Origin of the sequence: Mariniflexile sp. HNIBRBA6329, assembly GCF_043558645.1 — a bacterium.
In the GTDB taxonomy this organism is placed as follows: Bacteria; Bacteroidota; Bacteroidia; order Flavobacteriales; family Flavobacteriaceae; genus Mariniflexile.
Map to the genome: position 1 here is coordinate 43,918 of NZ_JBIFXS010000010.1, position 21,917 is coordinate 65,834.

At 32.2% G+C, this 21,917-nt stretch carries 22 protein-coding genes and 1 tRNA gene; 18 read left to right on the forward strand and 5 right to left on the reverse strand.

The features are described 5' to 3' along the window. Positions 1-294: 294 nt before the first annotated feature. The 4 genes from trxA (at position 295) to ACGK9U_RS11720 (ending at position 2,433) form a co-directional block, all read left to right on the forward strand. The gene (gene trxA, locus ACGK9U_RS11705) at positions 295-612 is read left to right on the forward strand and encodes a thioredoxin (RefSeq protein WP_209656912.1); all 318 of its coding nucleotides are present in this window, start codon (positions 295-297) and stop codon (positions 610-612) included. Positions 613-692: 80 nt separating this feature from the next. Continuing rightward, on the forward strand, positions 693-1,235 hold the full coding sequence (locus tag ACGK9U_RS11710) for a ClpP family protease (RefSeq protein ID WP_394466567.1): 543 nt from the start codon (positions 693-695) through the stop codon (positions 1,233-1,235). 114 nt (positions 1,236-1,349) lie between these two features. Beyond that, complete coding sequence (locus ACGK9U_RS11715; protein ID WP_394466568.1) at positions 1,350-2,279, forward strand: DUF58 domain-containing protein; 930 nt, start codon at positions 1,350-1,352, stop codon at positions 2,277-2,279. 80 nt (positions 2,280-2,359) lie between these two features. Next, positions 2,360-2,433: transfer RNA gene (locus tag ACGK9U_RS11720), tRNA-Asp, on the forward strand. Positions 2,434-2,757: 324 nt separating this feature from the next. Here the strand turns inward: ACGK9U_RS11720 and ACGK9U_RS11725 are convergent. After that, on the reverse strand, positions 2,758-3,360 hold the full coding sequence (locus ACGK9U_RS11725) for a hypothetical protein (RefSeq protein ID WP_394466569.1): 603 nt from the start codon (positions 3,358-3,360) through the stop codon (positions 2,758-2,760). Between the two features lie 228 nt (positions 3,361-3,588). Here ACGK9U_RS11725 and ACGK9U_RS11730 point away from each other — a divergent pair, with 228 nt between their 5' ends. Together ACGK9U_RS11730 and ACGK9U_RS11735 are read left to right on the forward strand one after the other, a co-directional pair. After that, positions 3,589-5,433, forward strand: a complete 1,845-nt coding sequence (locus ACGK9U_RS11730; RefSeq protein ID WP_394466570.1) for a helix-turn-helix domain-containing protein — start codon at positions 3,589-3,591, stop codon at positions 5,431-5,433. A 375-nt stretch (positions 5,434-5,808) separates the two neighbouring features. Beyond that, positions 5,809-7,161: a toxin-antitoxin system YwqK family antitoxin gene (locus ACGK9U_RS11735; protein WP_394466571.1), complete on the forward strand. Its 1,353-nt coding sequence runs from the start codon at positions 5,809-5,811 to the stop codon at positions 7,159-7,161. A 277-nt stretch (positions 7,162-7,438) separates the two neighbouring features. Here the strand turns inward: ACGK9U_RS11735 and ACGK9U_RS11740 are convergent, their stop codons facing one another. Continuing rightward, the gene (locus ACGK9U_RS11740; protein WP_394466572.1) at positions 7,439-8,008 is read right to left on the reverse strand and encodes a CHRD domain-containing protein; all 570 of its coding nucleotides are present in this window, start codon (positions 8,006-8,008) and stop codon (positions 7,439-7,441) included. A 348-nt stretch (positions 8,009-8,356) separates the two neighbouring features. On the opposite strand from ACGK9U_RS11740, the gene ACGK9U_RS11745 reads away from it, so the two are divergent. Then, the gene (locus tag ACGK9U_RS11745; protein ID WP_394466573.1) at positions 8,357-8,785 is read left to right on the forward strand and encodes a hypothetical protein; all 429 of its coding nucleotides are present in this window, start codon (positions 8,357-8,359) and stop codon (positions 8,783-8,785) included. Between the two features lie 428 nt (positions 8,786-9,213). Further along, on the forward strand, positions 9,214-9,354 hold the full coding sequence (locus tag ACGK9U_RS11750) for a DUF5679 domain-containing protein (RefSeq protein WP_162880137.1): 141 nt from the start codon (positions 9,214-9,216) through the stop codon (positions 9,352-9,354). A 129-nt stretch (positions 9,355-9,483) separates the two neighbouring features. Here the strand turns inward: ACGK9U_RS11750 and ACGK9U_RS11755 are convergent, their stop codons facing one another. Next, positions 9,484-10,335, reverse strand: coding sequence for an HAD family hydrolase (locus ACGK9U_RS11755; RefSeq protein WP_394466574.1), 852 nt, complete (start codon positions 10,333-10,335; stop codon positions 9,484-9,486). Between the two features lie 122 nt (positions 10,336-10,457). On the opposite strand from ACGK9U_RS11755, the gene ACGK9U_RS11760 reads away from it, so the two are divergent. From ACGK9U_RS11760 to ACGK9U_RS11780, 5 genes are all read left to right on the forward strand, one after another. After that, positions 10,458-11,462, forward strand: a complete 1,005-nt coding sequence (locus ACGK9U_RS11760; RefSeq protein WP_394466575.1) for a LacI family DNA-binding transcriptional regulator — start codon at positions 10,458-10,460, stop codon at positions 11,460-11,462. 352 nt (positions 11,463-11,814) lie between these two features. Next, on the forward strand, positions 11,815-11,955 hold the full coding sequence (locus ACGK9U_RS11765) for a hypothetical protein (protein WP_394466576.1): 141 nt from the start codon (positions 11,815-11,817) through the stop codon (positions 11,953-11,955). Between the two features lie 214 nt (positions 11,956-12,169). Next, complete coding sequence (locus tag ACGK9U_RS11770; protein WP_394466577.1) at positions 12,170-14,086, forward strand: tetratricopeptide repeat protein; 1,917 nt, start codon at positions 12,170-12,172, stop codon at positions 14,084-14,086. Next, a complete protein-coding gene (locus ACGK9U_RS11775; protein ID WP_394466578.1) occupies positions 14,083-14,757 on the forward strand; it encodes a response regulator in 675 nt (224 codons plus the stop codon). The genes ACGK9U_RS11770 and ACGK9U_RS11775 overlap by 4 nt, the downstream gene beginning before the upstream one ends. Before the next feature lie 425 nt (positions 14,758-15,182). Next, positions 15,183-15,659, forward strand: coding sequence for a hypothetical protein (locus tag ACGK9U_RS11780; protein ID WP_394466579.1), 477 nt, complete (start codon positions 15,183-15,185; stop codon positions 15,657-15,659). Positions 15,660-15,661: 2 nt separating this feature from the next. On the opposite strand, the gene ACGK9U_RS11785 is transcribed toward ACGK9U_RS11780, so the two are convergent. Beyond that, positions 15,662-16,801 carry a glycosyltransferase gene (locus ACGK9U_RS11785; RefSeq protein ID WP_394466580.1) on the reverse strand — a complete coding sequence of 380 codons (1,140 nt, stop codon included), beginning with the start codon at positions 16,799-16,801 and terminating at the stop codon, positions 15,662-15,664. A gap of 2 nt (positions 16,802-16,803) precedes the next feature. Further along, positions 16,804-17,670, reverse strand: coding sequence for a lysylphosphatidylglycerol synthase domain-containing protein (locus ACGK9U_RS11790; protein ID WP_394466581.1), 867 nt, complete (start codon positions 17,668-17,670; stop codon positions 16,804-16,806). Positions 17,671-17,824: 154 nt separating this feature from the next. Between ACGK9U_RS11790 and ruvC the strand changes: the two genes are divergently transcribed. From ruvC to ACGK9U_RS11815, 5 genes are all read left to right on the forward strand, one after another. Continuing rightward, the gene (gene ruvC, locus ACGK9U_RS11795) at positions 17,825-18,421 is read left to right on the forward strand and encodes a crossover junction endodeoxyribonuclease RuvC (RefSeq protein WP_394466582.1); all 597 of its coding nucleotides are present in this window, start codon (positions 17,825-17,827) and stop codon (positions 18,419-18,421) included. Positions 18,422-18,456: 35 nt separating this feature from the next. Beyond that, the gene (gene hemW / locus ACGK9U_RS11800) at positions 18,457-19,677 is read left to right on the forward strand and encodes a radical SAM family heme chaperone HemW (protein WP_394466624.1); all 1,221 of its coding nucleotides are present in this window, start codon (positions 18,457-18,459) and stop codon (positions 19,675-19,677) included. A gap of 14 nt (positions 19,678-19,691) precedes the next feature. Beyond that, positions 19,692-20,438: a cyclase family protein gene (locus ACGK9U_RS11805; RefSeq protein WP_394466583.1), complete on the forward strand. Its 747-nt coding sequence runs from the start codon at positions 19,692-19,694 to the stop codon at positions 20,436-20,438. Beyond that, entirely contained in the window at positions 20,438-20,797 is a 360-nt protein-coding gene (locus tag ACGK9U_RS11810; RefSeq protein ID WP_394466584.1) for an MmcQ/YjbR family DNA-binding protein, read from the forward strand. The genes ACGK9U_RS11805 and ACGK9U_RS11810 overlap by 1 nt, the downstream gene beginning before the upstream one ends. 162 nt (positions 20,798-20,959) lie before the next feature. Next, positions 20,960-21,790 (forward strand): hypothetical protein, encoded by an 831-nt coding sequence (locus tag ACGK9U_RS11815; protein WP_394466585.1) that lies wholly within the window; start codon positions 20,960-20,962, stop codon positions 21,788-21,790. Positions 21,791-21,917: the final 127 nt, after the last annotated feature.

Here is a 21,917-nt window from a genome sequence, read left to right on the forward strand (position 1 = left end):
AAATTAAGGAAATCGTGAATGCTTCACATTTGAAGAGGCATCCTTTTTTGTGCTGATACTAAATTTGATTTAAGCATTTAATATTCATGAATATTGAAAACTTGATGGGATACTGAAAACAAGTTCAGCACAAAAAAGATACAGCGGAAAACCTGTTTTATGCGTCCAAGAAACCTACAATAGTGCAAAACAATGTTAGTATAAAGAAAACAAATTGTTACGTTGTAAGCTTTAGAGAATTTTTTGACTAATTTTGTGTAATTAAAATAAAGTACGAATTAAAATATAAATATTATGGCATTAGAAATAACAGATGCAACGTTTGAGGAGACAGTATTAAAAAGTAGTAAACCTGTTTTGGTAGATTTTTGGGCAGCTTGGTGTGGTCCATGTAGAATGGTTGGTCCAATTATTGAACAAATAAGTGACGAATATGAAGGAAAAGCAGTTGTTGGTAAGGTTGATGTAGACGCAAACCAAGAATTTGCTGCAAAATATGGCGTACGTAACATTCCTACGGTTTTGGTATTTCAAAATGGTGAGGTTGTTGGCCGTCAAGTAGGTGTAGCGCCTAAAAATGCATATACAGAGGCTATTGATGCCCTTTTGTAATAGAAATTGAAAAAGAAACTAAAAAGGTTTGCCATAATGGTAAACCTTTTTTTATTTTAGTTAAAAATTAAAGAACAACAATGAGTGATAAAATAAAAGTGCAAGATGCTATTGATAGCAAATTAATTGAACAACGTAAAGTGTTTTTGTGGGGTCAGGTAGACGACCAATCGGCAAAACATGTGATTGATAGATTGATGTATTTGGATGCTTTAGGTACTGATGATATTCATTTGTACATAAACAGTCCAGGAGGTTATGTAACTTCTGGTTTTGCTATTTACGATTGTATCAAGTCTTTAAACAGTCAAGTTTCAACCATTTGCACCGGTTTTGCGGCGTCTATGGGTTCAATCATCTTATCTGCTGGCGCTAAAGGAAAACGTTTTATACAGCCACATGCGCGTGTTATGATACATCAACCAAGTGGTGGTGCGCGTGGACAAGCAAGTGATATTGAAATAACAGCCAAAGAAATTGTTTTAACCAAAGAATTAAGTGCTAAAATTTTAGCTGATAATTGTGGACAAACCTTTGAAAAAGTCATGAAAGATTTTAACCGCGACCATTGGATGGGTGCACAAGAATCGGTTGACTACGGTATTGTTGATGGGATAGTTTAAATCCCCCTAACCCCCGAAGGGGGGATTCCATTGTCGCTGCAAATGATTTCGAATAATTTTAATAATTTTTTTTCCACATGAGTAATTCCTCCCCGAAGGGGAGGTTAGGAGGGGATGAACATACAAAACGAACTAAATAAAGCAGAAGGTTTTAAAAATCTGGAATTACTTGCAAAGCAAGTGGTTGAAGGGTTTATTGCCGGTATGCATAAAAGTCCGTTTCATGGGTTTTCTGCAGAGTTTGCAGAACATAAAATTTATAATAAAGGAGAAAGTACCCGTCATATAGACTGGAAGCTGTTTGCAAAGACCGAAAAGCTATATACCAAGCGTTATGATGATGAAACCAATTTACGTTGCCACATTATTTTAGATAATAGTAGTTCGATGCATTATCCGGAAATGCGTTCGTTTTCCTTAGAAAATCTAAATAAAATTGGGTTTTCGGCATTGGCAGCAGCATCTTTAATGCATATCCTTAAAAAGCAGCGCGATGCCGTTGGTTTAAGTATTTATAGTGATGCTTACGATTATTATGCACCAGAAAAGGGGAGCGAACGCCACCATCAAATGTTGTTGAACCATTTAAGTGACGCGGTTGTTTCAAAACCCATAAATACAGAAACGGAGACTTATAAGTACCTGCATCAAATTGCTGAGAAAATACATAAGCGCTCTATGATTTTCTTGTTTACCGATATGTTTCAAACTTCGGAAGATGAAGCAAAGTTGTTTGAAGCACTTCGACATTTAAAATACAATAAGCACGAAGTTATATTATTTCATGTTTTTGATAAGGAAAGGGAATTGAATTTTGATTTTGATAACAAACCAAAACGCTTTATTGACGTTGAAACGGGTGATTATATTAACCTGTATGCCGATAGCATAAAGGAAAATTACAGCATCGCAGTAAGCCGTTATTTTGAAGCTTTAAAGCTTAAATGTTTGCAATATCAAATCAAATATGTTGAGGCTGATGTAAATAAAGATTTCAATAACATATTGACAACCTATATGGTAGAACGCAAAAAATTTGTTTAGCAAAAATATTTTAAAAAAACATTAAAAAAGATTTGAGATATTAAAAAAGGCGTGTATATTTGCAACCGCAATAAAGCAACGGTCTGGTAGTTCAGTTGGTTAGAATGTCGCCCTGTCACGGCGAAGGTCGCGGGTTCGAGTCCCGTCCAGACCGCGAAAATTGCTAAAAAGCTCTAAGAGATTAGGGCTTTTTTTGGCAATATAAAGAAGTTGTGTTGTCCCAGTAAAATGGGAAGGTTTAAGTAGTTAAACCAATGGAAAGCTTTCCTTTTTTCTTTTTAGAAGATTGGGATGCTTTTTTGTTTTTAGGCAATTTGTAGTTTTCTTGGATCAAGAGCAGTTGAACTTGAGAAAACCATATTGGCTGGAGGTTTAAAATAGGAAAGGCTTTTTTGTTTTATAAGTTTTAAATGAGTCTCTTTTAAAAAAACCTCTCCAATTAAATATCCATAAAGTTCATTTCTTCATATCTCAATGCTTATTTTAAAACAATGGTACCATCCAGAATATGATCGCTACCTGACCCATCAACTTTTGTTTGCCCAAGCCACACAAATTCGCCGGTAGCATTTTCAAAACGTCCAGTGCCTCCTGTTATAGTACAAACATCTTCGAATAGAAAAGTATATCCCTCATTTGGGGATAATGAAAAATCACCTCCTGGGTGTATGAAAAATAATTCATCGCCATTAGCGGTTACCATGGAAGATACTTCTCCTCCAGAAAATTCTCCAAATCCACCACCTAAATCAGGGAATCCTTGGTCATCTAGCACAATATGGATGCAAAACATTAGATCGACAGTGAAATTGCCCATATGAGTTCCTTGACCGCCACCGACTTGATGTTCCAATCCCCAAAAATCTGTAGGAGAATTGAATGAGCACATTTCAGTAAGGGCATCTTCAGCTTGACCTGTAAACAATTTGGCTTTAAATGGCACTTCCACTTGTTTAGATGATTTGGCCTGCATGTTCAATTCGGATAAATTATCTTCAGTTATTAGGTCCTGGTTTTCTTCGCACGCAGTTACGGTAAAAATTAAACAGCATGTAATAAGTAATAATTTTAAAGTTTTCATTTTATTTTAAATTTTAGTTAAACAAAAGGCTACTATTTAAAATTAAAGCTTTCTTATACCTTTATAGGATTGATATGTTGCAAATCCTGTAAACTATGTGTTAAGTTTTGTAAAGGGTGTGTCAAAATCCAATTATCCTGATAGTGAGGTTGTTTGGCTCTAAATTTTTGTCCAAATATTTTTTATATGTAAATTACATACATTATTTATTAAAGGATCAAATAAGACATGGATACTCAGATCTCAATGGATCAAGTTTTTCTTTCGAAGCTTGATGAAATTTTGGAATTGAATCACCAAGATGAGCATTTTGGGGTCAGAGAATTGTCTTCATTGGCAGGTGTTAGTCGTTCAAAATTACATAGAAAATTAAACGAGTTAAAGGGGCAAACGGCTAGTGAGTACATTAAGGCCTATAGGCTTCAAAAAGCCTATCTACTGTTAAAGAACAATGTGTCTTCGGTTTCTGAAATAGCCTATGCCGTTGGGTTTAACAGTCCCTCGTACTTTTCCAAGTGTTTTAATGAACACTATAGCTTTTTACCCAGTGAATTGAAGCATAAGCTAGAGGATGAGCATGTTATTGCAGAACCGGATAATAAGAAAAACCAATTGATGCTATTTAGGCTTAAAAGGAACCTTGTGATTGGTTTTTTGATCTTATTGAGTGCATTTAGTGCATATGTTGCCATTGGATATTTAACGTCTGAGAGTAAAAGCACGAAGCAAGTTACTTTGGCCGTTCTTCCATTTAAGAATCTTAGTGACAACCGTTCCGACCAATATTTTGCCGATGGCGTTATGGATGTGATATTGAGCAACCTTTCGGGCGTGGAAGGGATCCATGTGATTTCAAGAACCACCATGGAACAATATCGAGGCACTTCTAAAACCATTCCAGAAATTGGCAAAGAATTGAATATTTCACATTTGTTAGAAGCGAGTATTCAAAAGCAAACCGGAAAAATTAGAATAATTGTACAACTTATCGACGCCAAGACAGATGTTCATGTTTGGTCAGATGATTATGAAAGACAATATGAAGATGTCTTTGCCTTACAAAGTGATATAGCTAAAGCGATTGTGGAGCAGCTCGAAATAAAACTTTCAACAGAAGATGAGGAAAGAATTAGTGAATCTCCGACCAAAAATTTTGAAGCATACAATTTATACCTAAAAGGCCGTTTTTTTTGGGACAGACGAACAGAGGCAGATTTAAAGCGGAGTATTAAATATTTTGGACAAGCTATTGCTTTAGATTCGTTGTATGCTCCAGCTTATGCTGGATTGGGGGATGCCTATCTGACTATGGTGATTTGGGGATGGTATCCAAGAGAAGAAGGATTTAAAAAGGGTAAAATGTTTGCGGAGAAATCGCTATTGATCAATAAAAATATATCGTCTGCATATGTTACCTTGGGGGAGGCCTATGAATTAGAATGGCATTGGAATCAATCGGAAAAACAATTTAAGCAAGCGATATTTCTTGACCCTAACAATGCAACCGCTCATCATTTCTATGCTGAACTGCTAAATAAATTAGGCAGAAGGGAAGAAGCTGTAGAGCATATTGATTTGGCTAAGAAATATAATCCCAATGCACCGCTTATATATTCTACAAGCAGCCAAATTTATTATAATGATGGTGAATTTGAAAAGTCCATTGAGGAAACTAAAAAAGCCTATGAGCTGGGTGGGTTTAGCCTTCATTATCGGTTTTATAATTATGTCAGGCTGCATGAATACGATAAAGCCGTTGAGACCTTAAAATTAAAGTTTTCTAAATTTAAAGAAGAACCTGAAATAATTGAAGGGATATATAAAACATCTGGAATTGAAGGGGTTATACAATGGTACATAAGTAAGATTTCAGACTCAGATAATAACGGTTGTTTTAACAAGGCCAGATTGTACATGTTAATTGGGGATTCTAAAAGCGCATTGGATCTATTGGGAAAAAGTTACAAATATCGAAACCCTAGTTTTTCAAGAATAAAACATTCTCTGGACTTTGAACCGCTTAAGTCCGAGCCCAGGTTTATTTCACTCGTTAATAAACTTAACATGGAATAAGGGTTAAAGCGGTCAGTGACTTGTTATATGGCCTTATGACAATAGAACATTAATTTTAGGAGAGTTTTTATAAATTATTTTTTAGGGAGTGTCTTTAAAGTAACTATAAAAGTGAAATGGCAGCTAACTCAATTTAGGAAACAAATAAACCGATTGCTACTAGGTGAGAAGTGTAAAAAACTAAAACCAATTGTTTTAGAATTATTTTGTCCAGATTTTTCTTCTGAAGACTTTCTCGGACACGGATTAAATACATAGTGTGTAAGTTTATTTATTGCATTTGTTAAACAGTGAAATATAGATTAAACATTCCTGTAATAACAAAGCAATGGTTGTAATTTAAATTATAAACAAGCATATATAAAGACAGTAATTATGAAAAGGGCAGCATTATTTTTAATAGTCGTGTTATCTTCCGGTTTAACAAATTCTCAAGAGATTAAGAAAGAATACTTTGATAATGGCCAATTAAAAAGTATTGAACATTACGACGCCAATGGAAAAAAAACAGGTGAAGCAAAAACCTATTACGAAAATGGTCACTTACAAAAAACAGGAAATTTTGAAAATGGTCAACCAAATGGAGAAGCTAAATTATATTATGAGACTGGTGAACTACATGTTATAAGTAATTATAAAAATGGCCAACTACAAGGAGAAGCAAAAATGTTTTACAAAAACGGCCAATTACAAGAAATAGGTAATTATGAAAATGGAAAGCTAACAGGTTTACGTAAAGAATATTTTGATACTGCTCAATTAAAAGGTATTGGAGATTATAATGCAGATGATAAAAGAACAGGTGAATGGAAACTATTTTATGAAAATGGGCAATTAAAACAAGTAGGGAATTTTGAAGATGGAATTCAAGTAGGTGAAGTTAATACCTATTACGAAACCGGACAATTAAAAGCAATAGCAAATTATGATAATGGACAGCTAACTGGTGAAGGTAAAAGATATTACGAAAATGGACAACTACATGAAACAGCTTATTTTGAAAACGGCCAGCAAACTAGCGAAGCTAAAATCTATTACGAAACAGGACAATTACACAAAATGTTAAACTATGCCAATGGCAAGCAGAACGGTGAGGCTAGAGAATATTATGAAAATGGTCAATTAAAAGAATTAGGAATTATTGAAAATGGCAAGCCTACGGGTGCGAATAAACAATTTTACGAAACAGGTGAATTACATAAAAAAGTAAATTTTAAAAATGGTCAGCTTAAAGGAGAAGCAAAAACCTATTACGAAAATGGTGAAATACAAGAAATAGTTAATTATGAAAATGGTCAACAACATGGAGAAGCTAAAGCCTATTATGAGTCTGGACAACTACATAAAACAGTTAATTATGAAAACGGAAAGCAAGTAGGCGAATTTAAAGTATTTTACCCAACTGGTCAATTAGAGCGAATAGAAAATTACAAAAACGGCCAGCTAACAAAGGGTAAAGTATTTTATGAATCAGGAAAGGTAAAGTATATAGGAAATTTCAAAAATGGTCAACAAACAGGAAAAGCAAAAAGCTATTACGAAAATGGCCAATTACATGAAGAAGAAATTTTTGAAAAAGGAATTCAAGTAGGTGAAAAAAGAACTTTTTACGAAACGGGAGTCTTAAAATCCACGGAATATTTTAAAAACGGAGTGCCAACAAGTGATTCTAAATATTATGATAAAAATGGAAATCTAATGACTAAAAAGAATAAGCGAAAGCAGTAAAATCTATGAGCACTTTCATATGTAAAAGCTAATGAAAGTTGATTTTTTTTTTGGCAATATAAAGAAGTTGTGTTGTCCCAGTAAAATGGGAAGGTTTAAGTAGTTAAACCAATGGAAAGCTTTCCTTTTTTCTTTTTAGAAGATTGGGATGCTTTTTTGTTTTTAGTATTAAATTATAATTGTCAATAAAAATTTTCCCAACCTAAGATATAATAAAAATAACCTAGCATGAAGCATTGATTTTCAGCTAGGTTTTTAATTTTATTGGTTATTTAAATTATAATTGTCCTCTAATCTCACCTCCAGGATAAGTTGTTGTATGCGCATTAATATAAATGTTACCTGCTCTAATAGCCGAAATCAGATCGCTTAAAGGTTTATTTGCAAGCGCTCCTGATAAGTTGCTTGCGGTAATGGTGCCTTCGGCTAAAATGCCATTCACAGGGGCATTAGTATTGGGCGTAACATCGCTAATATTTAACAGGTTTACAACAACTCCCGCATTAGCACCAACAGGACCCATATGAAAATGTGCTCCAGTAATATTTGTCTGTACATTTGCAACAATAAGTTTAAAATGAATGGACGATTCATCTTTGTTAATCTGAACAATCACTTGTCCAGTGGCGTTGGTTTTCCTTGCCGGTACTTCGTTGTCGCCACTTAGGTGCGTTGTAAAATTCATTTTGTCCTTTTTTGAGGTGCTTTGTTTTGCGTACAAAGTAAGGTTTTGTGAGTTTTCTGCTTGCTGGTCTGCAAGCGATTCGGTACTACATCCTGATAATGTTAGCCCTAAAGCTAAGAACAGGAAATAGCACCCTGTCGAATTTAATAGTAATTTAGTCATAACAAATAGTTTTTAGTGTTTAGAAGCTTGTTGGACTAAAAAGAGAAGATTGTGGGGAAGTTTTACGCCAATACTCCTAGAACAGAAGTTAATACCTATAAAGGTAGTTAAAAATAGGATAAATTCAGTATGTTGTAATGATAATATTAACTTGTAAAATGTGTTTAAATGAAAACTTTTCTTTTTACCTTTATAGAGAATTGGGATGCTTTTTTGTTTTCTACAGGCTTGTTTAGGGATTTGAAATTATAAATGTTTTAGGGCACAATTACAGATTAGAAAAGCTTGTATCAACCAAAATCAAAATATAAACGTACATTAGTATGTATTAACCCAAATATTAGCCTTATGAGAAACCTATTTTTACTTCTTTTTACGCTTAATTTTTATTTAGTTTCAGCTCAAATATTCAATACCGGAAGTGTACAGTTAGATGCTGATTTGAATCTAATAAACAAACAAGCCCGTTCAAATATGAGTTCTTTTAGAACGGATATGCGATTGTCCTATAATATCTCAGAGAAGAGACTTGATTACATGAGTGCAAACTTAAACATGATACCCGGTGATATTTATTTATCATTGGAAATTTCCAGAATAGCCAGGGTTTCATTGGATGACGTGTTAACTGTTTACAGGAAACATAAATCAAAAGGCTGGGGAGTTATAGCTAAACAGCTTGGTATAAAACCTGGTTCTGCAGAGTTTCACCAGTTAAAAAATAGAGCTAGTTCAAAAAAGGGAAAAGGACAAGGGAAAAAGCATAAGAATAAGTAGTACATTAATGCAGCTGCATTGGTGGTTTTGCTTTTAATAGGCTTAAGCATCTTTTAAATGAAATTAAGTTTAAGTTATTCCAATTTGATCCAAAAGAAAGTGTCCATTTTTTTGTAAATAAAATTTGGATGCTTTTTTTTAATATAAGTATCATTTTTATTTAAATGCCTGATTAGAATAAGAGTTAAGACTTCGTATGTGCTAAAATTTCAAAAAGAAACAGTAAATACTTTAATATTTATATGAGTAGTATTTTCTAAATAAAACCTAAAAACAGGGTGTAAAATTATTATTGTGCTTAGAAAAGTGGTTTTAAGCACGGGTTTTTAAAAAAAAAGCAGATAATATTTATTTTTTATTTGCACGCACTTAGAATAAAACTTACATTTATAAATAAATAATTTTAATAAAATCAAATTCAACAAATCATGGAAGGATATTGTGTAAAGTGTAAAGACAAAAAAGAGATAAAAGATGCTGCTGAAGTTACTATGAAAAATGGTAGAAAAGCAATGAAGGGTAAATGCCCATCTTGCGGTACTGGCATGTTCAGAATTTTAGGCAAATAGTAGTCTTATAAGTCTAAACAAAAGCACAGGTTTAATTTGTATTTTTAAATTAAACCTGTGCTTTGTTATGTTTTGTAGCCAACACTTCCTTTTTTATATTTAGATTCTTAAACAAAAAACTATAGAAAATCAATCTTTATAGTTAATAAGTTGGTCTAGAATGAATTCTACACCTTCTTCAGAATTACTTTGAGTTTTATATCGTGCTATTTTTTTTACTTCGGAATGAGCATTTTCCATGGCATAGCTAAAATGAGCAAGTTCTAGCATTTGTAAATCGTTATTATAATCGCCAAAAGCCATAGTTTCTTCAGCGGTAATGCCTAATTCTTTTTGTAGAATTTTAAGTGCATACCCTTTATTGGCATCGGCATGAGAAATATCTAACCAGTTTTGGCCAGAAACAATAACCTGCATATCATTTTTTAAAACATCTATAAAGGGATAGATGTTATCTTCTGAACTTTCAAAATGATAAACAGCTATTTTTAAAAAATCATCATCACTTACTTTTGTTAAATCTTCAACTATTGAATATTCTGAATAGTAATTACTGAATTTTGAAATGAACGTCTGGTTTTTAGTTTCTATATAAGCCGATTTTCTACCGCATAAAACAATATAAACATCATTTATTTGGCGCAATGTTTCTATTGCTTTTATGATGTTTGCCGAACTTAATTTTAATAAAATACGTTCTGAATTGTCGTATTTAATAATGCCTCCATTTTCAGCAATAATAGAAATGTCTTTTTTTATGGGGTCTAATTTTTCTAATATGCTTTGGTATTGGCGTCCACTTGCAGCTGCAAAGTGAATGTTTTTTTTCTTTAGTTCATTAAATTGGTTGAAAAACCGAGCGCTGACTTCGCTTTTAGGATTCAGCAATGTGCCATCCATGTCTGAGACTACAAGTTTTACTTTTGAAAAATCCATATAATAATTTAAGTCGCAAAAATACCATTCTAAAATTGAATACATGTTAGATAAACATTATTTTATTTATTTACTTTATATTTTATTTGTTCAAATTAAAACGAATCTATTTTGATTAATGAATTTTTGTAAATTGCAATGAATTTAATTTACACATCAATAACAGTATGGTTACTTTAAAACAATTGGCAAAAGAGTTAAATGTTTCTATATCAACAGTTTCTAAAGCATTGAATAATAGTGAGGAAATTGGTGAAGAAACAGTTAAGCGTGTTAAAGAACTTGCTGAATTATATAATTACAAGCCCAATAAAGTAGCGTTAAGCCTTAAACAGAGTAAAACTAAAACCATTGGTGTCATTATTCCTGATATATTAAATCATTTTTTGGCAAAAGTGCTTTTTGGTATTGAAAGAGAGGCTGCTAAGTATGGATATAATATAATAACCTGTATTTCTAACGAATCTTTAGAACAGGAAAAAGAAAGTCTTAGACTGTTGGCAAATGGAAGTGTAGATGGATTTATTTTGTCTTTATCAGAAGAAACCCAGGTTAAAAATGAAGTTGAACATTTTAAGAAAACTATTTCGCAAGGTTTACCTATTGTAATGTTTGATAGAGTTGCGCATGATGTTTTGTGTGATAAGGTTATTGTAGATGATTTTGATGGAACATATAATGCAACTATGAGTCTTTTGTCTGAAAAGCGAAAAAACATAGCATTTATAAGTACACTAGATGGTTTAAGCGTAGGTAAACTTAGAGAACGTGGTTATAAAAAGGCTATATTAGAAAGTAATGTTTGTGAACCTTTAGTTTTAAAGATTAAGAAGAAAGATGACCAGCAAAAAAAAATCATGTCTTTTTTCAAAAAAAACCCAGCTATAGATGGTGTTCTTGCGGCAGATAGTGGCTCTGGAATTATTGCTATAAATACCGCGGTAAAATTAGGTTTGAAAGTGCCAAAAAACATATCGGTAATTGGCTATGCCAGCAAATCGGATTCTTATCATACCATCCCTCAATTAACCACCATAAGGCAGCATGCTAAAGAAATTGGCGCAAGTTCAGCTCAAATGCTTATTAATAGACTTCAGAACAAATCGGCAGATGCAGATGTTAAAACCAAAATAGTAAGAACAACGCTTATAAAAAGCAAATCTACCTTGTAAGAAATGTTATATTTTTAATGTAAATTTAAATCAAAATTCGCATTTAATCGATAAAATATGTCACTTCATCGATTTTATTTTTTTACTTGAACCTTTATATGCTAATTTAGCTCTACTTAATAAGCGCCCCAAAAATTCCCTCTGCTGTTTAAGTAACATTAATCCATTTTGACTGTAAGGTCATATTCCCTCAAAATAGTGTTTTAAAAATCTGTGCGTTTTTGTATGCATTTGATTTTAAGTTAATTATCCATTTTTTCCCTCTAACTCAGATTTTGTTTATCAAAGTCTTGGTTACTGTTTTGTTTAAAAATTTAGAAAAAAAATAATTTAACCCTAAAATCAAATAATTATGAAAACCTTAAAAATTACTTTAATCGTAGCATTATTTTTCGCGTCATTAACTTCTTGTACAAAACAAGATTTGAATGAAGATGATGTTTTATTGGATACTAATGCCTATTATAAAGATGGCGATGTAAATGAAAGATAATTTAATATATATTTAAATGTAAAGCCCTTATCCTTGGATAAGGGCTTTGTCTTTTAAGAAAATTAAAAAATTATAGATACATTTGATATATAAATATTTAAATGTATTGAATCTCAAAATTTTTATCCTATTCTTATTATTTTATTCAGTTTCTTTCTCGCAAGAAAACAGAAATTCTTCCATTGATAGTATACAACTGTGTTTGAATAAATCAATGGATAAATCGGGCTATAGTTTTAAGTCTAGATTAGACAATGCTTTGTATGCGAAGGAACTCTCGGAAAAGTTTAAAGTGGATTCGCTAAGAATTAAAAGCTACACTACATTGGCATCTATATATGAGGAAAACAATGATTATGTTCTATTTTTAAATTATAGTCATTCCGCATTAAAGTTAGCCAAGAAGATAAAGAGCATACCTTCATTAGCCGAAATTAATAGGAGTTTGGGATATTATTATTATAATAAATCTGTAGATAGTGCTTATTATTACGATAGTAAAGCAGAGAAATTGTACAGGGAATTAAAAGATCATTTTAAAACCGCAGTTGTCCTTTTAGATATTGCATTACTTCAGAAAAGCGATAAGGATTATACTGGAAGTGAAATTACTTCTATAACTGCACTGTCATTATTGGATAAATTAGATGATACTGAACAAGTAAAAAAGTACAAATCATTTTTATATAATAATCTTGGATTAGTTTTTAAGGAGCTAAGTCAATTTGATGAATCAATAAAATACAATTTGAAAGCCCTTGATTTAAAAAGTCAATTGAAGGGAAATAATAAAGAAACAATTGATAATCAAAAGAATAATTTGGCAAACGTTTATAAAAATTCTGAGCATTATGATTTGGCATTAGATTACTATAACCAGATTTTAGCTAATAAAAACTTGATTAAAGAAAGGCCGGATTTTTATGCGTTAGTACTCGATAATTATGCACATACTTTGTATCTATCCAAAAATCATAAACAATTGCCACAACTATTTCTTAAAGCACTTAAAATTTGTGATAGTATAGGTGATAAATATAATTCTATTGTAATCAATCAACATTTAGCGGACTATTATTTCGATAATAAACAAATAGATTCAGCAAAATATTATGCCTATCGCGCAAAAAATATTTCAGAACCAAATTATACGGATGCTTTATTAGAATCCTTGTTGGTCCTTTCAAAAATTGAAGATGATAGTGTTGCCGTAAAGCACTATGATGCCTATATAAAATTAAATGATAGTCTCATAAAAAATGAACGTGCTATAAGAAATAAATTCACCAGAATCCAATACGAAACAGACCAAATTGAGCAAGAAAATATTCAAATAGCAAAAGAAAGGTTGTGGCTTTTGGTGATTTCAGTAGTTTTAATTATTGCATCTTTCTTATTGTATCTTGTAATTAGACAAAGAAATAAAAATAAAGAATTACAATTTATACAAGAGCAACAAGCAACAAACGAAGAAATTTACAACTTAATGCTTTCTCAAAATGAAAAAATAGAAGAAGCTAGAACTGTTGAGAAAAAGCGTATTTCGGAGGAATTGCATGATGGTGTATTAGGGCGTTTATTTGGAACCAGGCTGAGTTTAGATAGTTTGAATATGAATAACTCAACAGAAGCTATTAAAACTAGAGAACAATACATAGGAGAGCTTAAAACAATTGAAGAAGATATTAGAAAAGTATCACACGAATTAAATACCGACTTTGTTTCAGGTTCTGGTTTTATAGATATTATAAAAACATTAGTAGAAACTCAAGCAACAGTATATAAGCTAGCATATAAATTAAGTTATGATGACAGTATCAATTGGGATGAAGTGCCTAATAAAAATAAGATTCATATATATAGAATCATTCAAGAATCGTTGCACAACATTTATAAACACGCTGGCGCAACCAAAGTTAATATTAGCTTTAATTTAAAAAAAAATGTAATTTGGCTTAACCTAACTGACAATGGTGTTGGGTTTGATGTTAATAAGGCAAAATCTGGAATTGGTTTAAAAAACATGAACTCTAGAATTAAAGAAATAAATGGCATTATAAATATAGAATCTAAAAAAGAAACAGGTACAACTGTAACCATACAAGTCCCAATAACTCAACCAAATTTATGAACCAAAAAATTAAAATTTTAATGATTGATGACCACCCAATGATTATTGAAGGTTATCAAAACACATTGCTTTTTACAAAAAAGGAAACGCAGGAATTAGAAATAGACATAGCCAATAATTGTGATGAAGCCATTGCTTTTATGGATAAATCTGTTGAAAGAGAAAATCCATACCATGTGTTGTTTGTAGACATTAGTTTGCCACCATCAACAGATGGGTTAATGACTTCGGGTGAAGATTTAGCAGCCTATGCGCGTAAAGTGTTGCCTAAATCTAAAATTATAATTTTAACCATGTTTAATGAATCGTTTAGAATTCATAATATTATTAAAACCATTGATCCAGAAGGATTTTTAATAAAAAGTGATTTAACTTCTAGCGAACTTGCTAGTGCATTTCAGGCTGTACTAAATAATCCACCATTTTATAGTGGTACTGTAAATAGTTTTATAAGAAAAGCCATTACTAGCGATATTGTAATAGATGAAAAGAACCGAAAAATTCTCCATTTATTATCGCAAGGTGTAAAAACAAAAAATTTAGCATCTCATTTAGACCTGTCTCTAAGTGCTGTTGAAAAGCGCAAAAAGCAATTAAGAGAAATTTTTGATGTTCAAGATGGACAAGATGAAACACTAGTAAGTGCTGCTAAAAACAAGGGATTTGTATGATTTAGTGAGACCTTTCTTGTTAACAAAAACTAAAAAATTTTTTTTTCATTTTTTTTTTTGCTCTTGATTCACCTGATATACTTGAAATCTATACTTTACCCGTAATGCAGTTGCGGGAAACCCGTAACTTAAAGATATATGTTATTTGTACCTTTGTACTGTCAACACTTCAAAAATTAAGTAATCCCTCAATTTTTTTGTTGATAATAGCAATTTACATAAACCCTATGGATGTGAGAGACCCATAGGGTTTCTTCTTTTTAAAACAATTTTCTAAGTGACATCGATATTAAAAACCAAAAAAATTGTACTTTTCGGCTTCAGTTTTAATCTATGAAATCGCCATTGATAACATATTTGTTGCAAACACATACCAATGATAAGGCGATACCATCTGACAATTAAAAAACAATAAATGTAAACAGATGAAACAAATTTGTGTTTTTATATTAGTTTTAGCACTTATGTCTTGCGAGTATTTCAATGCAAAAAAAATAACTCCCGAAGCCATTTTAAATGAAGAGTTGCAAACTTTTAATTGGAATGATGTAGATGTATATCCAACTTTTTCGGAGTGCGATTCTATTGAAACCAAAAATGGGAAAACCAATTGTTTTACTGAGGTTTTAACCTCTCATATTTTAGAAAAGCTTCAAAAGGACTCCATAGTTGTAACCCAAGATGTAACCGATACCATAAATTTAAAATTCCAAGTGTCTGAAACAGGTATTTTGTCACTTTTAAAAATTGAAGCAGATAGTTTGATAATTAACGAAATACCAAATATTGAAGCATTAATTTATTCAAGTTTGGATTCGTTGCCAAAAGTGTTTCCTGCTATAAAACGCGGACAACAAGTTAAAACCGAATTTGAACTACCGGTTATTATACAAGCCAATTAATGCTATTTTTTAAAAGTGCGTCCTTTCCACTTGTAGCTTGAAAACATAGAAATAAAAGCAACATAAACACTAAAAAAAGGATAGTATATAAAACTTACAATAAAGCTTTTTAGCACCCCTTTTTGATTGAAAAACATAGCCGATTTATAAATTAAAAAGAAATCGATATTAAATTTTATTATTACTAGATAAATAAAAACCTTCAAATTGAAAATGCCAACAACTGTAAGTGTCAGTAAGGCTATAATAAGCGCGTTCATAAGTAAAACTACAAGCCCTGTAAGCTTTCCAAACCAATTGTTGTAAGCGCTGGTTTTTGCAGCCCAGCGTACACGTTGCGATAGTAAAGCATTCCAGGTTGGTTGTGTTTTGGTAAAAACAGTAGCTAATTCGCATTTTAAATAGTGGAGTTGTTTTGGGTGTTTTTTAGCGACTTTCTCCAACATAAAAATATCGTCGCCACTTGCGGTGTGGGTATTACCATCAAAACCATTTAATTCATTGAATAATGTTTTGGTATAGGCAAAATTAGCACCATTGCACAAAAAAGGCCTGTTTATGCCAAAACCTCCCATGGTTACGCCTTGTAAACTGAATAGGTCCAAAAGCTGAAACCGATCTAAAAAGCTATTTTTTATGACATACGTTACAGGTGATGCTATACATTGGACATTGTTTTTTTGAATGTATGCATCAAAACTATCAAGCCAGTATTTAGGTAGTAAACAATCGGCATCGGTGGTAATGATCCATTCGTTTTTTGCTTGTATTATGGCTGTGGTAATGGCGTCTTTTTTTGGTGAATTCGTTTTGCGTTCATTTGAAATAACGCGAATGTTTATCTGTGCATCATCAAAGGATCTTTCATTTATGAAATTTTTAATGATTTCTATTGAATTGTCTTCCGATGCATCATCAACAAAAATAACTTCAAATAATTCCTTGGGATATTCTAAAGAACGGATGGTTTTCAATAAAGCAGGTAAATTATCAGTTTCATTTCGAAAGGGAATCACTACTGAAAATTTTGTTTTAGCAGGTAAATCTTCAAGTTTAAAAAGTGTTACCTTATCAAAGCCAATGGTGAAACTTCCAATTAAAAGTAAGTATAAAACAGTTATGATAACGCTAATTAAAACCATGATTAATCTTTAGGGAAGTTAAAATTCAAAACAAAATAGCTGCCAATGATACTTGGTAGCACAAAATTAAAAAACCACATCACAGTTATGATGCTTAAAACGGTTAATGTATTTATTCCAAGAAGGCTAAATAAATAAACAGCAACACTTCCCTTTATAACCACATCAAAAATAAAAATAGAAGGCATTATGGAGGTAAATAAATACATGGTGGAAATTACTATCATCGCCTGTAAATAAGAAATGTTTATTCCGAAAACGGTTAATAAATAATAAAATTGAAATGAAAAAAATGCATAACGCAACAGCGAAAAACAAAACCCGTAAACAATGAGTTTTTTAGGGTAATTTAAAATGAATGTCTTTATTTTTTCAAAAGAAAACCCTTTAATATTGAATTTCGTTTTGCTTAATATGAAAGTTGTAAAGGCTATTAGAAAAACTGAGAATAGTGATACAAGCAATATTTTAGAATAATTAATTGAAATAGGATATTTTGAAATAAAAAAGCTAAACCCAATAACACCCAAAATACAGGTAATGCCCATTTGCAAAATATTGCTTAATAGATTGATTAGCATGATGCGTTTTCTATAGCCCTTTGTGTAGTAAATGGCTTTGGCACCATATTCACCAATACGGTTGGGTGTAAATAACGATGCGGTTAAAGAACCCAAACTTTGTTCTAATGCATCTTTAAAACTATTTCTTTTTATTGAAGCGGTTAACTTTTGCCATTTTAAAATTTCAAAAAACCAGTTAAAACCAGTTAAAATCAATAAGAAAATCATGGTTTTTATTGAAAACAGGTTGTTTTTGTTTGAAAAGTCAAAAAAGATTGGGTAATCAAAATCTGTGTTTTTGGTCAATTTTATGTATATAAAATAAAATGCTGCAACAACAATGCTTATTTTAATAAGCACAAAAAAGAATTGTTTAGTTTTGTATGGCAACGGGTATATCATAAACTCAAGCTGCAAATTAAACCATTATTCTGGTATCATATCAAATAAGCATACGTTAATGAGTAAAGAAAAAATTATTTTAGGTATCGACCCTGGAACTACCATTATGGGTTTCGGACTCATTAAAGTGGTGGGTAAAACTATGTCTTTTTTACAATTGAACGAACTCGATTTAAAAAAGTACGACGATCACTACCTAAAATTAAAACTCATTTTTGAACGGACTATTGAGCTTATTGATACCCACAATCCAGACGAAATAGCCATTGAAGCACCGTTTTTTGGTAAAAATGTTCAGAGTATGTTAAAACTGGGGCGTGCTCAAGGTGTTGCCATGGCAGCAGGTTTGAGTCGGGAAATCCCCATTACGGAATATTCGCCAAAAAAAATTAAAATGGCTATTACGGGCAACGGAAATGCGACAAAAGAACAAGTGGCAAAAATGCTTCAAAGTTTATTGGGCTTGAAAACATTGCCGAAAAATCTGGACGCCACCGATGGTTTAGCAGCCGCGGTATGCCATTTTTATAATGAAGGAAAAGTAGAAATTGGAAAAAGCTATTCAGGTTGGGATGCTTTTGTGAAGCAGAATAGCCCCCCAACCCCCAAAGGGGGAGCTAAAAACACACACATTATAAATCTTCGTAAAAAGTGAATGCTTAATCTTCATTGAATAATTCAGCCAAATATATATATGATGAAAAAGCCCCCTTTGGGGGTTGGGGGGCTCTTTACATCCATATCCCATTTTGCAAACAAGCATGTCATTATTGCGACTTTCATTTTTCAACTTCGTTGAATAAGAAGGATGCATTGGTGAATGCTTTGGCCAAAGAATTGGTTTTGCGTAAAGATGAATTCAAAAACAAAACTGTTGAAACCATTTATTTTGGAGGCGGCACACCTTCTTTATTGACGATTGATAAGTTACGATTTTTGATTGATACGGTTTATAAAAACTATAAAGTTGCAGAAAATCCAGAGATTACTTTAGAAGCAAATCCAGACGATTTAATCCAATCACAAATGTCACCTCGAGCGCAGTCGAGAGGTCTCACTGGTAATTCTATTTTTGAAGATTACTTAGAAATTGGAATTAACAGACTTTCCATAGGCATCCAATCCTTCTTCGAAGCCGATTTAAAACTTATGAATCGCGCACACAATGCCGAAGAAGCCAAAAAATGCTTATCAGAAGCGACTCGCCATTTTGATAACATTTCCATCGATTTAATTTACGGTATTCCAGGGCTAACAAATGAGAACTGGATAAAAAACATTGAAACCGTTTTAAGTTTCAATATCCCACACATATCAAGTTATGCTTTAACGGTAGAACCTAAAACGGCTCTAGATGCCTTTATAAAAAAAGGCGTTATTAAAAATGTTGACGATGATTTGGCGCAACAGCAATTCCATATTTTAATTGAAAAATTAGAAGCTTCAGGGTTTGTACATTATGAATTATCAAACTTTGGAAAACCTGATTATTTCAGTAAAAATAATTCGGCGTATTGGCAAGGGAAACCGTATTTGGGTATTGGTCCTTCGGCACATTCGTTCAACGGCAATGAACGGGGATGGAATGTGCGTAACAATTCAAAGTATATAAAATCGTTAGAACAACATATACTGCCTATAGAAACGGAAACACTTTCGGAATCAGATAAATTCAATGAATATATCATGACAGGATTAAGAACGGTTTGGGGTGTTTCCTTAGAAAAAGTAGAACAGGATTTTGGGAAGCCATTTTTAGAACATCTGCTTAAAGCTTCAAAGAAATTTGTGAATTTAGAACTGCTTACCATTTCAAAACTTAGTGAGCAATCGCATCAAAGCGTTTTAACAACGACTAAAAAAGGCAAATTTTTAGCTGACGGCATAGCATCCGATTTGTTTATGATTTGATTATATTTGAGACTATGTTTGCTACCATTCAATACAAGTCTAAAAAATATCAAATAGATTTATCTAAACCGCTCGATATTTCAATGCCATTAAAGGCTTCAAAAAGCAACGTGAACGCATGGTATATTGGCGAGCCTAAAATGGAGCCCGTAATTATAGATGATTGGGTGGGAAGCGTTAAAAAAGGTGCCTCTGTAAATTTTAATAACATTCAATTTAGTCCGCATGCCCATGGAACCCATACCGAATGCGTAGGGCATATTACTAAAGCGTTTCATTCCGTAAATAAAAACCTCAAACAGTTTTTTTTCACGGCTGAATTAATTTCGGTTGCGGCGGAAAAATACATGAAAGACACTGTTATTTCAAAAAAACAAATAGAATTGCTACTAAAAGATAATACACCTGAGGCATTGGTAATAAGAACGATGCCAAATACAGCTGATAAAAAAAAGCGGCAGTATTCCAATACCAATTGGACCTATATTACAGAAGAAGCCATGGTGTTTATTCGCAATAAAGGCATTAAACATTTGCTAATTGATTTGCCAAGTGTGGATAGGGAATACGATGGTGGAAAATTATTGGCGCACAAGGCTTTTTGGGATTTTGATGGCAAATTAAGGCTGGACGCTACCATAACAGAATTTATTTATGTTGCCAATAAAATTGAAGATGGTAGTTATATTTTAAACCTCCAAATAGCCCCTTTTGAAAATGATGCCACACCTAGTAAGCCCGTTTTATATAAAGTATTATAATGAACATAGAAGAACTTCATCAATATTGTTTAAGTAAGAAAGGCGTAACAGAAGATTTTCCTTTTGATGAAGATACTTTAGTATTTAAAGTGCTAGGTAAAATGTTTGCCCTAATCGGTTTAAAAAAATGGGAATCGGGAGAAAAAGCCATCAACCTAAAATGCGATCCCGACTACGCCGAAGAACTTCGTGCAGAATACAGCTGTATTCAACCAGGATACCACATGAGTAAAAAGCATTGGAACACCGTGTATCTTCAAGACAGCGATTTGCAACCTAAGTTTATTTTAGAGCTTATAGATCATTCATATGAAATGGTTGTTAAAAGTATGCCCAAAAAATTAAGAGACACGTTGTAATTAATATTAAAATATAAATAGTTGTAATTCAGTGCTTTTTTGTATATTTACGTAGTTCGCAACTCTCTCCCAAAGTTTATTAGTAGCATAATCGAGTACGCCCTAAAATCTTAAAGTAGTATTTAACTAACCCATATATTAACTTTAATTTTTTAACAGATTATGAAAACAACCAACCAATTATTTTCAGTAATAGCTTTAGTGCTATTTTTATTTAGTACAGCAACAGTTTTAGCACAGGATGATGCTCCTAAACGACCGGAATTTATTACCGTAACCACCAACCATTGGAATATGGATAAAGAAGATTTTAAAATGAGTGAGTGGAAAGCTGCCGAAAAAGAGTATCTGGAAAAAGTAACCATGAAAAATCAATACATCATGGGAGCTTCTGTTTATTTACATAATATGACGCCCGATAATACCGAGTTTCTCACAGTTCAAACTTTTGCTTCATGGGAAGATATAGGCAAATTTGGAAAAAGAAATACTGAATTAGAAAAAGAAGCATGGCCAGATGAAACTAAGCGTAAAGCCTTCTTAAAAAATCTAAAATCCTATTATGCCAACAAGCATTCCGATGAGATTTATACACCTATTTCTGGTGTTAAATTTATGACTGAGAAACCAACAAAAGATATGGTGTTATATATTAAAAAAAGTCATTTTGCCTTTCCGGAAGATGGTACCATGGAAGAGTTTAATAAATTAAGCATGGAAGGTAATGCAGCCATTGTACAAAAAAATGAATTTATAAAAGCATACTATCCAAATGTACATGCTTGGGGTTCAGATAAAACCGAGTTTATAGAAGCGTTTTTCATTGATTCTTTATCAGATTTAGATAAAATGTTTGATAGGAATGATCAGTTAATGAAAGCAGCATTTCCAGACACTGCAGCTAATAAAACTAAAGGCGAAGCTTGGCGCAAATATTTTACAGGGGTTCATGGCGATTATTTGTATACGTTTATACACGATCTTTCAAAATAAAAGTATTTTTAGATTATAAAAAAGGACACTTAAATGTGTCTTTTTTTGTTTAAGACAAGAACTTCTTAAAAATCTAAACTTGTGGAAACTTTTTATTAAACGTAATATTGCAAAATATAAAATCACA